Origin of the sequence: Serratia sp. NPDC078593 (assembly GCF_050268245.1) — a bacterium.
Lineage (GTDB): Bacteria > Pseudomonadota > Gammaproteobacteria > Enterobacterales > Enterobacteriaceae > JBNNGK01.
Window position 1 is genome coordinate 1 of the sequence record NZ_JBNNGK010000028.1, and the last position, 10,679, is coordinate 10,679.

Consider the following 10,679-nt stretch of genomic DNA (forward strand, 5'->3'; position numbering starts at 1 on the left):
GTGAGTTACGCGCCGAAGCTTGTTAACTCGAGGTGGCGTATATTACGCTTTCCTCTTTCAGAGTCAATCCATTTTTTCAGGATTTTTTCTCTTTCGTCCCGGCCGCTTTGTGAAGTGAATCACTTGCGCCGTGTCGATGGAGGCGCATTATAGGGATCCGCGTTTTTTACACAACCCCTTTTTTGATCTTTTCTCATCGCTTGCACACTTTTCCATCCTTCTGGGTGGATCTTAGGCGATCTTGGGCATTTTGAGCCAGATCTGCCGCGGCGACTGGTTGTAATTTCATCTCCAACGTCTAGTATTGCCGATAATTATGATCCTGCCGTGAGGCTAAACTATGTCTGATGTTATTCGTTCTTATCTTCATTACACCCCACAGCTCGGTCAGCGTGTGATGATCGACGCCTCCAGCGTAGTGATCGGCAACGTAGAGTTAGCCGATGACGTAAGTATCTGGCCACTGGTGTCCATCCGTGGAGATGTTAACGCCGTCAAAATTGGCGCACGCAGCAATATCCAAGACGGTAGCGTGCTACACGTTACCCATCAGTCAAAACATAATCCGCAAGGTTATCCGTTACTCATTGGTGACGACGTGACGGTCGGACATAAAGCCATGCTGCACGGCTGTACAATCGGCAATCGCGTCTTAGTGGGAATGGGATCAATATTGCTTGATGGCGCAGTCATCGAAAATGATGTGATGATTGGAGCGGGTAGCCTGGTGGCACCCGGCAAGCTCTTGGAAAGTGGCTACTTATATATGGGCAGCCCAGCGCGACAAGTGCGGCCATTAACACCGAACGAAATTGAAGGATTACTTTATTCTTCCAATAACTATGTACGCTGGAAAGACGAATACCTGTCCGAGGATATTTAACGTCGCTCCCGTTCCTTTACAGGAACGGGTTGTTCCTAACTGGCTAATTCTTTACGTAACTGCTGTAGCACTGGTTCAATATGCGGCATTACACTGTGCCAAAGAAGGAATGCATGGGCAGCCTGCCCCACGAGCATTCCCAAACCATCGGCAAACTGTGTTGCTCCCCGCTGTTGCGCCCAAGCTAAAAATGGTGTCAAACCTTGTTGATAGAACATGTCATAACAACGTGTTTGCGATGTCACTATGTTAGCTGGCAAAGCAGGCACCTCACCATTAAGCCCCGACGCCGTCGCGTTAATCACCAAATCAACATGCTGACGATCAAGCTGCTCCATAGATAGTGCCGCAACCTTACCGTGATGTTGGAAGGCCTGTGCTAACTCCTGGGCTCGACTGAAGGTGCGATTAGTGATCACAACCTCACAACCATATGAAAGCAAAGGTAAGACCACGCCTCGCGCAGCCCCCCCGGCTCCCACGAGTAAAATACGATCGCCAGTTTTGATCAATTGCTGACGTTCTAAATCAGTCAATAAACCGATACCGTCGGTATTATCCCCTAGCAACTTTCCATCATTCTGACACTTCAAGGTATTTACTGCACCTGCGATCTCCGCGCGCTCACTCCGCTCATCAGCCAACTGGAAAGCTTGTTCCTTAAAGGGTACGGTGACATTGGCACCTAGGCCACCTGAATCAATAAATGCCCTGAGACTCTCAGCAAAACCATCAAACGGAGCCAGAACCGCGCCATAAGAATGTTCTATGCCCGTCTGTTCAGCAAATAACGCATGGATGCGTGGCGACTTACTGTGCGCAATGGGATGACCAAATACCGCAAACTTATCCATGCTTCTGTCTCCTATCCCTGACGGATTTGTTCGCCCGTTAAGGCATCTCTGATTTCTGAAGGATTCTGTCGTCCACCAACATTGCCGGATAACACGGGGAAATGCTCGCCAAACTGTTGCATAACTTCTCGAGCAGTGCGGCACGGCGGTTGACCACTCAGATTGGCGCTAGTAGAGACCAACGGTTTACCAAATTCACGGCAAAGTTGCTGAACCAAAGGGTGATCGCTAACGCGCACAGCCAACGATGAAAAGCGACCAGTAAGCAAGCGTGTGGTCGTCGCTTTAGCAGGGATCACCCAAGTGACTGGCCCTGGCCAACTGGCAAATATTGCAGTACGTTGTGGCTCACTGAGTTGGCTCTCATCAATATAGGGCAGTAATTGCGCGTAATCAGCAGCAATCAGGATCAACCCTTTCTCCCAAGGACGTTGTTTTAATGCCAATAGCTCGTTAAGCGCCTGCTCACTGTCTGGATCGCAACCCAAACCAAAAACGGCTTCGGTAGGATAGGCGATAACCCGCTGATTATTCAGCGCTGTAATAATTGAGGTGAATTCTAAGCTCATGATGTCGTTATTCTGTAGTTGCGACGGGTTTTCCGCATAATTTACTTGCGCAGCAGAGGCGCGGCCCCTTTGCCGTACGCTTTTCCATAAGCAGCGGATAATGGCAGTACGCACATTCACCGGCGACAGGTTTTATATTCAGGGCAAACTGACATTCGGGATAACGATCGCAGGAATGAAACACCTTACCGTAGCGCGTTTTGCGTTGCAGCAGTTTGCCTTGGTTACATTGCGGACAAGTGATGCTGGTTTCATCCGGTTTATCAATCACTTCGATGTGATCGCATTCGGGATAATTATTGCACCCAATAAACATGCCATACCGCCCTTGGCGTAGCACCAAGGTGGCCTGGCATTTAGGGCAGGTTTGCCCTTCCAAGACTTTAACAATATGCCCATCCGCCTGAGCCTTCAGCGGGCGAACATATTGGCAGTCAGGATAATGTGAGCAGCCGAAGAAAGGGCCATGGCGACCACTACGGATCACCAACTCGGCCCCGCACTCCGGGCAGGGCTCATTTTGCCTAGCAGCAAAAATCGCTGTTTTTGTCATAGCGTCTTCTATGGATGTTATCGGCTCAGTGCAGATAACCTTCGTTTACTTCAAACAACAGTTCTTCCATTTGCTGATAGGCGCTTTCATATCCGGGAATATTAAATAACACCATCAGCACAACCCATTTCAGATCTTCGAGATCGAATTCTGTGTTATCCAGAGCGATAACCCGATCGATAACCATTTCACGGGTTTCGAGGTTCAATACCTGAATCTGTTCAAGGAACAGGAGAAAACCACGGCAACTTGCATCTAAACGTACATTTTCTTCTTCAGTGTAGATACGCATGGCCAACGGATCGGCATCCATGAAATAGGGTGCGTTCTCACCTTCCTGCAGTTCTGCAAGTTTTTCAAGCCAATTCAACGCGTTGTAGATATCCTCACGATGAAACCCCGCCTCAGCGAGATCATCTGTCAGTGTATCCTGATCGACACGTATCTCTGGTTCATTGTGAATATAAGTTTCAAATAAGTACATGAGTACGTCGAACATGGCTTGCCCTCCTTATTCGGACATAGCCGCCGGGTACAGCTGCGATCCATCCTGCTAACTCCAGTTCAAGTAATTTGATTACTATATCTGGCACAGGTTGGCCGGCACGTTCAGCGACGACGTCGACAGGTGTCACCTCATCTCCTACGTTAGCCAACACATCAGCAAATGGCAATTCAACTTCGACTTCTGGAGCAGAAATAGTGGTTTTTTCGTCCATAACCAACCATTGGAGAGCACTTCCGAGCTGTTCGGCTATGTCTTTCGGCTCAGTAACCAGATATGCCCCTTGCTGGATCAGCCAGTGTGTCCCTTCACTCATCGGATTACCCAAGGCACCTGGCAAAGCAAAAACCTCACGCCCCTGCTCCAAAGCTAAGCGCGCAGTAATGAGTGAGCCACTACGCAATGATGCTTCGACGACTAATACCCCAAGACTTAACCCACTAATAATTCGATTTCGGCGCGGGAAGTGCTCTCGCAACGGTAACGCGGTGACTAAATACTCAGAAACTAACGCACCATTCTGCTCAACGATTTGTGCAGCTAAATAGCGATGTCGGCGTGGATAGACATTACTCAACCCACTGCCCAACACCGCAATTGTCGTTCCTTGCGCTTCAAGCGTAGCCCGATGGCAAATACCATCAATACCCATTGCCAGACCACTGGTGACTGCATAGCCGCAATGTACTAACTCACTAGAGAAATACGCCCCCCAACGCTCACCGTAGTGGCTAAATTGGCGGCTGCCGACTATGGCGATTTGCGGTAATTGCAACGCTTCAGGATTACCGGCAACCAACAATAAGAATGGTGCATCAATAAGTTGTGTAAGGCGTGGCGGATATCCCGGAGTACCAAAAATCAGCATGCTATGATCGGGATGTTCTAGCCAAGCTAACGTAGTCGCTACATAGCGTGCTTCCAACTGACTAAATTGCTTGCACTGTTTGGTATTCAGGTCCAGTGAACGCAATACGGTATAAGGCTCGCGGCCATCCGTTACAAGTTGTCGAAACACGTCACCCATAGCCTGAACGTTGAGCCCCGACACCGCATGCAACCGTAACCCCATTTCCTCCGGCGTCATCACGCATTCCCTTACTGTTAACGTAGGCATTACAAATCTGTGCAATTGGTAGACGATGCTGTCAATCAGGGCGGGAAATGTCTAGAATAGAAGTTAAACTTTCTCCATCACTCGGATACAGATCTAAAGATATATGTCAGTCTTGCAGGTATTACATTTCCCAGATGAGCGGTTGCGCAAAGTTGCAGCCCCGGTAAAAGAAGTCAATGCAGATATCCAGCGCATCGTGGATGATATGTTTGAAACCATGTACGCAGAGGAAGGCATTGGTCTGGCCGCGACACAGGTGGATATTCATCAACGTATTATCGTTATTGACGTTTCCGAAAACCGCGATCAGCGCTTAGTGTTGATTAATCCAGAACTATTGGAAAAAAGCGGCGAAACCGGTATTGAAGAAGGGTGTCTTTCCATCCCGGAACAACGAGCCCTGGTTCCGCGTGCCGAAAAGGTAAAAATTCGCGCGTTGGATTACAATGGCCAATCCTTCGAACTAGCAGCAGACGATCTGTTGGCCATTTGTATCCAGCACGAAATGGATCACTTGGTCGGCAAGCTGTTTGTCGATTATTTGTCGCCGTTGAAACGTCAGCGTATTCGTCAGAAACTGGAAAAAATGGCTAAGCTACAAGCGCGAGCCTAACTCAGCAGGGAATCAACGTGTCTGACTCTTTACGCATCATTTTTGCCGGGACACCAGACTTCGCAGCGCGCCATCTTGACGCGCTGTTATCGTCTGCCCATCAGGTTGTCGGTGTGTTTACTCAGCCCGATCGCCCCGCCGGCCGTGGCAATAAACTGACGCCAAGCCCAGTCAAAGTATTGGCTGAACAACATCAGCTACCCGTTTTTCAGCCAACATCCTTGCGCCCAGAGGAAAACCAGCATCTGGTGTCAGACCTCAACGCCGACCTTATGGTCGTGGTCGCTTACGGTTTGATTCTGCCACAAGCCGTGTTAGAGATGCCGCGCCTCGGTTGCATTAACGTCCATGGTTCGCTGCTACCGCGCTGGCGCGGCGCCGCGCCGATCCAGCGTGCCTTGTGGGCAGGTGACGATGAAACGGGTGTTACTATCATGCAGATGGATGTCGGCTTGGATACTGGCGATATAATGCACAAAATCAGTTGTCCCATCGAAGCCACCGACACTAGCGCTAGCCTGTATGGCAAACTGGCCGAATTGGGTCCAAAAGGTTTACTCACCACGTTGCAACAACTGGTGGAGGGGACGGTTAAGCGCGAAGTTCAAAACGAAGCACAGGTAACCTACGCGGAAAAATTGAGTAAAGAGGAAGCTCGCCTAGACTGGCGTCTTTCCGCTACGCAGCTTGAGCGTTGTATTCGTGCTTTCAATCCGTGGCCTGTCAGTTACTTTGTCGTTGACGAACAACCGATAAAGGTATGGCAAGCTAGCGCGATCACAGAAGAAAGTTGCGATGCGCAACCGGGTACTATCATTAAAGCTGATAAACAGGGCATTCAGGTCGCAACCGCAGACGGTGTTTTATGTTTGTTACAGTTACAACCTGCCGGCAAAAAACCGATGTCGGCTCAGGATTTATTGAATTCACGTCGCGAATGGTTCACCCCGGGTAACCTGCTATAAACTACTTTCACTGCCCGGAGATATTCTGCCGGGCTGTTTTTCCTTCAATGCCGATCGTCATCAGCTCAGCCTATGAAAAATAACTACAATCTTCGCAGCATGGCTGCTCAAGCCATCGGCCAGGTCTTGGATAAGGGGCAGTCGCTCAGCACTATCCTACCATCATTACAGAAAAATATTTCCGACAAAGACCGCGCACTATTACAGGAGTTGTGCTTCGGTACGCTGCGAGTATTACCGCAGTTGGAATGGTGCATTCAGCAATTAATGGCCAAACCGATGGTCGGTAAACAGCGCGCACTGCACTATCTTCTAATGGTCGGTATTTACCAACTGGTATATACCCGCATTCCCCCTCACGCGATATTGGCAGAAACGGTGAACGGTGCCGTTACGTTGAAGCGCCCGCAGTTAAAGGGGCTAATTAATGGTGTTTTACGTCAATTTCAGCGTCAACAGGATGAGTTATTGCAGCGATCGGCGAATAATGACAACCGCTATTTGCACCCGAGCTGGTTATTGAAGCGTATTCAGCACGCTTATCCTGCTCAATGGGAACAGATTATCGACGCTAACAACCAGAAACCCCCAATGTGGCTGCGAGTGAATCGACTTCATCATACTCGTGATGAATATCACGAATTAATGAGTCAAGCCGGTATTTTAGCCGTTCCACACGCTGAATATCGCGATGCCTTACGCTTATTAACACCGTGCGCAGTCACCGAGCTGCCTGGATTTGCAGAGGGTTGGGTTACAGTACAGGATGCTTCCGCGCAAGGTTGTGTCGATCTGCTGGATCCACAAAACGGCGAACAGATCCTGGATTTGTGCGCTGCACCTGGTGGTAAAACCACGCATATATTAGAGGCAGCACCGAAAGCCCACGTCATGGCGGTCGATATTGACCAGCAGCGGTTGAGTCGGGTGAAAGAAAACTTACAGCGTTTGCAATTCAATGCCGAGATCAAACAGGGTGACGGCCGTGCACCGCAGCAATGGTGCGGCGATAAGCAGTTCGATCGCATTCTGTTAGACGCACCTTGTTCCGCCACCGGCGTAATTCGCCGTCATCCAGATATCAAATGGCTACGCCGTGATAGTGATATTGCTGATTTAGCCAATCTGCAGGCAGAAATCATGGACGCCATCTGGCCCCATCTGAAGTCTGGTGGCGTGATGATTTACGCCACCTGTTCAATTCTTCCACAGGAAAATAATGAACAGGTCTTGGCATTTTTGCAACGCCACGCCGATGCTCAACCAGTGGAAGGCAGTGCTGCGCATCAACCCGGCAGACAGAACCTGCCTCATCCCGAGGATGGCGATGGCTTCTTTTACGCTAAGCTAAGTAAAATGTAACTCTACAGGGCGTGACTTCACGCCCTGGCCTTTCAGTGTGAAACAGAGAACACGATGAAAATAATTATTCTTGGCGCAGGTCAGGTCGGTGGAACACTGGCAGAAAATCTGGTTGGCGAAAATAACGATATCACCGTGGTAGATACCGACACCAATCGTCTCCGTCAGTTACAAGACAAATTTGATCTACGCGTAGTTCAAGGGCATGGCTCACACCCGCGCGTATTGCGCGAAGCGGGTGCGGAGGATGCCGATATGCTGGTTGCCGTCACCAATTCTGATGAGACCAACATGATCGCCTGTCAGATTGCTTACTCATTGTTCAATACCCCGAATCGCATTGCACGCATTCGGGCCCCCGAATACATCCGTGAGTCCGATAAACTATTCTTACCGGAAGCGGTGCCTATCGACCATTTGATCTCACCGGAACAACTGGTTATCGATTACATTTATAAACTCATTGAATACCCAGGTGCATTACAAGTCGTAAACTTTGCCGAGGGGAAAGTGAGTATCGCGGCAGTTAAAGCCTATTATGGTGGTCCCTTAGTGGGTAATGCGCTGTCAGCCATGCGCGAACATATGCCGCATATTGATACGCGTGTAGCAGCCATATTCCGTCAAGATCGTCCTATTCGCCCTCAGGGTTCAACTATTATTGAAGCTGGCGATGAAGTGTTCTTTGTCGCGGCATCGCAGCATATCCGTGCAGTGATGAGTGAGCTACAACGTCTGGAAAAACCCTACAAACGTATCATGATCGTTGGTGGCGGCAATGTTGGCGCTGGTTTAGCAGCTAAACTGGAAAAAGATTATAATGTGAAGCTGATTGAGCGTAATCAGCAGCGTGCCGCTGAGCTCGCGGAGCAGCTTCACGATACCATCGTATTTTACGGCGATGCGTCGGACCAAGAATTACTCGCCGAAGAACATGTCGAGCAGGTCGATGTATTCATCGCCATTACCAACGATGACGAAGCCAACATTATGTCAGCTATGTTGGCAAAACGCATGGGCGCCAAAAAAGTTATGGTGCTGATCCAACGACGTGCCTACGTTGACTTAGTCCAAGGCAGTGTCATTGACATCGCCATATCTCCGCAACAGGCTACTATTTCCGCCCTTCTAGGGCACGTGCGAAAAGCCGATATTGTTAGCGTTTCCTCGCTACGTCGGGGCGTAGCGGAAGCAATTGAAGCAATAGCCCATGGTGATGAAAGCACATCTAAAGTAGTCGGACGTAGCGTGGAAGATATCAAATTACCGCCGGGAACCACTATCGGTGCAATTGTGCGGGGTGATGACGTCATTATTGCTAATGGTAATAGCAAAATCGAGCAAGGTGACCATGTCATCATGTTTATTACTGACAAGAAGTTTGTGCCTGATGTTGAGCGCTTATTCCAACCGAGTCCGTTTTTCCTTTAACATTGAATATGTTAATAAAATGTCAGTATTTTAGATTAATATTTATAAACACAGGAAAACACCAAAAGTTTTCTATACTTATTGTGGCAAATGCAATTTACTTGGTTAAACTTGTGTTATTAATTTTTGCAAGGGGTGTGCTATGAGTATGATGAAAGAGTTCCGCGAGTTTGCCATGCGTGGCAACGTAGTTGATCTGGCAGTGGGTGTAATTATCGGAGCCGCATTCGGTAAAATCGTTTCTTCATTCGTTGCTGATATCATCATGCCACCATTGGGGCTATTGATTGGCGGAGTCGACTTCAAACAGTTCCATTTAGTGTTGCGTGAAGCCCAGGGTGCATTACCTGCGGTTGTCATGAATTATGGTTCATTTATCCAAACCGTGTTTGATTTCACCATCGTTGCCTTTGCAATTTTCTTAGCAATTAAATTGATGAATAAAGTACGTCGTAAAGAAGAAGCAAAACCCGCAGCACCACCTGCGCCAACAACCGAAGAAAAACTGCTAACAGAAATTCGTGATTTATTGGCTCAAAAGCAACAGCCGTAACCGTAAATATTTCTTTTTATAAAGCCCTCATCACAGAGGGCTTTTTTATATATTAAAACCAGAAAGCCAGTAGTAAATTATTGGTTGATAATTTACTACTGGCCTCCCAGTGACGACCTTTTGCATGTTTATCTTTTCGCCGGTAGCTACCTTTACCTTTCACATTTTTTTCAATGCGTTGGCGGAATAACGGATCATGCAATAAGGCTTCAATTGCGTTGTCTTGAATCTGGCCTTTAGTATGACGATACTTTGTCATGGAATAGCTCCTATCAAAAGAATGGTTATGTAACAGGCCAATAATAAGGCCATTGCTATTAAAATTAAAGTGGGCTATCACCCAAGAGTAACTGCTTAGCTTTTTCTTCTCTAGCGCCTTGTTCTAAGACTTCTAAGATCGAACACGACGTACTGGTATGCGCAGTACCGCAGCATGCATCACTGAGCCGCTTTAACGATTCGCGCATGCGAGATAACTCCTGTAGCTTATTCTCAACATCATGTAACCGCGCTTCTACTATCGATTTTGACTCCTGACAAGTATGATGTTCTGGATCAACACGGATCGACAACAGTTCAGCAATGGTTTCCAAAGTAAAACCCAACTGCTTTGCATAACGAATAAAGCGCAATCGTTGCAAATCCTGCTCACTGTATAACCGATAACCGCCTTCAGTACGAACATTATGATCCATCATTCCCTGCTTTTCATAATAACGTACGGTGTCAGGTGTGACATTGGCAAGTTTAGCCAACTGACCGATTCGAAACATTACTCTTCCTCTTTTGCAAACTTAGCACCCAACATCTGTTGATATGATCCGTGCAGAAAATCTGTATTTATACCAGCCTGTCGTAAACGAAGTTCAAGCAGAACCATTCGTTTACTTAGCGACTCATAATCAGGATGTTCACTGTCAATACCCTGCAATAAATGGATCAAGGTTAATGCTTCTTTACGATCTTCGAGTTCAGGTGGTAAATAACCCGCATTTTTGAGCAAACGGAAACTTGAACGCAATTCAGCAGGTACCGCACTGTCATCGTCTAAAAGCAATGGCTTGCCTAGCCCCGCTAAATTATCAAACTCGCCTTTATCTTGCGCATCGCGAATGTGGCGTTCTGCCCAATCATCAAGTAACCACATAGTATGATTCCTTTGCTGAAAGAAGACATAACACTAGCATAGCGGATAGGGGAAAAGATCTTAACCGTCGTGATAGGGGGAAAGCACATTTGGCTATCAACAGACGTAAAAAAACCGGGCAAGCCCG

The 10,679-nt window shown here is 47.9% G+C and carries 14 protein-coding genes; 6 read left to right on the plus strand and 8 right to left on the minus strand.

What is annotated here, in order from left to right:
* The first annotated feature begins 340 nt into the window (after window positions 1–340).
* Window positions 341–883: a gamma carbonic anhydrase family protein gene (locus tag ACQKDS_RS19165; RefSeq protein WP_399673754.1), complete on the plus strand. Its 543-nt coding sequence runs from the start codon at window positions 341–343 to the stop codon at window positions 881–883.
* A 35-nt stretch (window positions 884–918) separates the two neighbouring features.
* On the opposite strand, the gene aroE is transcribed toward ACQKDS_RS19165, so the two are convergent.
* From aroE to dprA, 5 genes are read right to left on the minus strand one after another with little or no spacing between them, the layout of a single operon-like run.
* Window positions 919–1,737 carry a shikimate dehydrogenase gene (aroE, locus tag ACQKDS_RS19170; protein WP_399673752.1) on the minus strand — a complete coding sequence of 273 codons (819 nt, stop codon included), beginning with the start codon at window positions 1,735–1,737 and terminating at the stop codon, window positions 919–921.
* A gap of 11 nt (window positions 1,738–1,748) precedes the next feature.
* On the minus strand, window positions 1,749–2,306 hold the full coding sequence (gene tsaC / locus ACQKDS_RS19175) for an L-threonylcarbamoyladenylate synthase type 1 TsaC (protein ID WP_399673750.1): 558 nt from the start codon (window positions 2,304–2,306) through the stop codon (window positions 1,749–1,751).
* A gap of 7 nt (window positions 2,307–2,313) precedes the next feature.
* Window positions 2,314–2,859: a DNA topoisomerase family protein gene (locus tag ACQKDS_RS19180; RefSeq protein ID WP_399673748.1), complete on the minus strand. Its 546-nt coding sequence runs from the start codon at window positions 2,857–2,859 to the stop codon at window positions 2,314–2,316.
* A gap of 25 nt (window positions 2,860–2,884) precedes the next feature.
* The gene (gene smg / locus ACQKDS_RS19185) at window positions 2,885–3,358 is read right to left on the minus strand and encodes a DUF494 family protein Smg (RefSeq protein ID WP_399673746.1); all 474 of its coding nucleotides are present in this window, start codon (window positions 3,356–3,358) and stop codon (window positions 2,885–2,887) included.
* A complete protein-coding gene (gene dprA / locus ACQKDS_RS19190; protein ID WP_399673744.1) occupies window positions 3,330–4,451 on the minus strand; it encodes a DNA-protecting protein DprA in 1,122 nt (373 codons plus the stop codon). The genes smg and dprA overlap by 29 nt, the downstream gene beginning before the upstream one ends.
* Window positions 4,452–4,584: 133 nt before the next feature.
* Between dprA and def the strand changes: the two genes are divergently transcribed.
* The 5 genes from def (at window position 4,585) to mscL (ending at window position 9,405) form a co-directional block, all read left to right on the plus strand.
* Complete coding sequence (def, locus tag ACQKDS_RS19195) at window positions 4,585–5,094, plus strand: peptide deformylase (RefSeq protein ID WP_399673742.1); 510 nt, start codon at window positions 4,585–4,587, stop codon at window positions 5,092–5,094.
* A gap of 17 nt (window positions 5,095–5,111) precedes the next feature.
* On the plus strand, window positions 5,112–6,059 hold the full coding sequence (fmt, locus tag ACQKDS_RS19200; protein ID WP_399673740.1) for a methionyl-tRNA formyltransferase: 948 nt from the start codon (window positions 5,112–5,114) through the stop codon (window positions 6,057–6,059).
* Between the two features lie 72 nt (window positions 6,060–6,131).
* Window positions 6,132–7,421 carry a 16S rRNA (cytosine(967)-C(5))-methyltransferase RsmB gene (rsmB, locus tag ACQKDS_RS19205; protein ID WP_399673738.1) on the plus strand — a complete coding sequence of 430 codons (1,290 nt, stop codon included), beginning with the start codon at window positions 6,132–6,134 and terminating at the stop codon, window positions 7,419–7,421.
* 54 nt (window positions 7,422–7,475) lie between these two features.
* Entirely contained in the window at window positions 7,476–8,852 is a 1,377-nt protein-coding gene (gene trkA, locus ACQKDS_RS19210) for a Trk system potassium transporter TrkA (RefSeq protein WP_399673736.1), read from the plus strand.
* 142 nt (window positions 8,853–8,994) lie between these two features.
* Entirely contained in the window at window positions 8,995–9,405 is a 411-nt protein-coding gene (mscL, locus tag ACQKDS_RS19215) for a large-conductance mechanosensitive channel protein MscL (RefSeq protein ID WP_399673734.1), read from the plus strand.
* Between the two features lie 52 nt (window positions 9,406–9,457).
* Here mscL and ACQKDS_RS19220 read toward each other — a convergent pair whose 3' ends face one another.
* From ACQKDS_RS19220 to ACQKDS_RS19230, 3 genes are all read right to left on the minus strand, one after another.
* The gene (locus ACQKDS_RS19220) at window positions 9,458–9,664 is read right to left on the minus strand and encodes an alternative ribosome-rescue factor A (RefSeq protein WP_399673732.1); all 207 of its coding nucleotides are present in this window, start codon (window positions 9,662–9,664) and stop codon (window positions 9,458–9,460) included.
* A gap of 64 nt (window positions 9,665–9,728) precedes the next feature.
* Window positions 9,729–10,178 carry a Zn(2+)-responsive transcriptional regulator gene (zntR, locus tag ACQKDS_RS19225; protein WP_399673730.1) on the minus strand — a complete coding sequence of 150 codons (450 nt, stop codon included), beginning with the start codon at window positions 10,176–10,178 and terminating at the stop codon, window positions 9,729–9,731.
* Window positions 10,178–10,552: a DUF1992 domain-containing protein gene (locus ACQKDS_RS19230; RefSeq protein ID WP_399673728.1), complete on the minus strand. Its 375-nt coding sequence runs from the start codon at window positions 10,550–10,552 to the stop codon at window positions 10,178–10,180. The genes zntR and ACQKDS_RS19230 overlap by 1 nt, the downstream gene beginning before the upstream one ends.
* Window positions 10,553–10,679 lie beyond the last annotated feature (127 nt).

Bases quoted from the DNA above. Each gene is read 5' to 3' on its own strand.
- dprA (WP_399673744.1), bottom strand. From the start codon at position 4,451: ATGACGCCGGAGGAAATGGGGTTACGGTTGCATGCGGTGTCGGGGCTC.
- aroE (WP_399673752.1), bottom strand. From the start codon at position 1,737: ATGGATAAGTTTGCGGTATTTGGTCATCCCATTGCGCACAGTAAGTCG.
- rsmB (WP_399673738.1), top strand. From the start codon at position 6,132: ATGAAAAATAACTACAATCTTCGCAGCATGGCTGCTCAAGCCATCGGC.
- ACQKDS_RS19230 (WP_399673728.1), bottom strand. From the start codon at position 10,552: ATGTGGTTACTTGATGATTGGGCAGAACGCCACATTCGCGATGCGCAA.
- trkA (WP_399673736.1), top strand. From the start codon at position 7,476: ATGAAAATAATTATTCTTGGCGCAGGTCAGGTCGGTGGAACACTGGCA.
- tsaC (WP_399673750.1), bottom strand. From the start codon at position 2,306: ATGAGCTTAGAATTCACCTCAATTATTACAGCGCTGAATAATCAGCGG.
- ACQKDS_RS19180 (WP_399673748.1), bottom strand. From the start codon at position 2,859: ATGACAAAAACAGCGATTTTTGCTGCTAGGCAAAATGAGCCCTGCCCG.
- def (WP_399673742.1), top strand. From the start codon at position 4,585: ATGTCAGTCTTGCAGGTATTACATTTCCCAGATGAGCGGTTGCGCAAA.
- ACQKDS_RS19220 (WP_399673732.1), bottom strand. From the start codon at position 9,664: ATGACAAAGTATCGTCATACTAAAGGCCAGATTCAAGACAACGCAATT.
- smg (WP_399673746.1), bottom strand. From the start codon at position 3,358: ATGTTCGACGTACTCATGTACTTATTTGAAACTTATATTCACAATGAA.
- mscL (WP_399673734.1), top strand. From the start codon at position 8,995: ATGAGTATGATGAAAGAGTTCCGCGAGTTTGCCATGCGTGGCAACGTA.
- zntR (WP_399673730.1), bottom strand. From the start codon at position 10,178: ATGTTTCGAATCGGTCAGTTGGCTAAACTTGCCAATGTCACACCTGAC.
- ACQKDS_RS19165 (WP_399673754.1), top strand. From the start codon at position 341: ATGTCTGATGTTATTCGTTCTTATCTTCATTACACCCCACAGCTCGGT.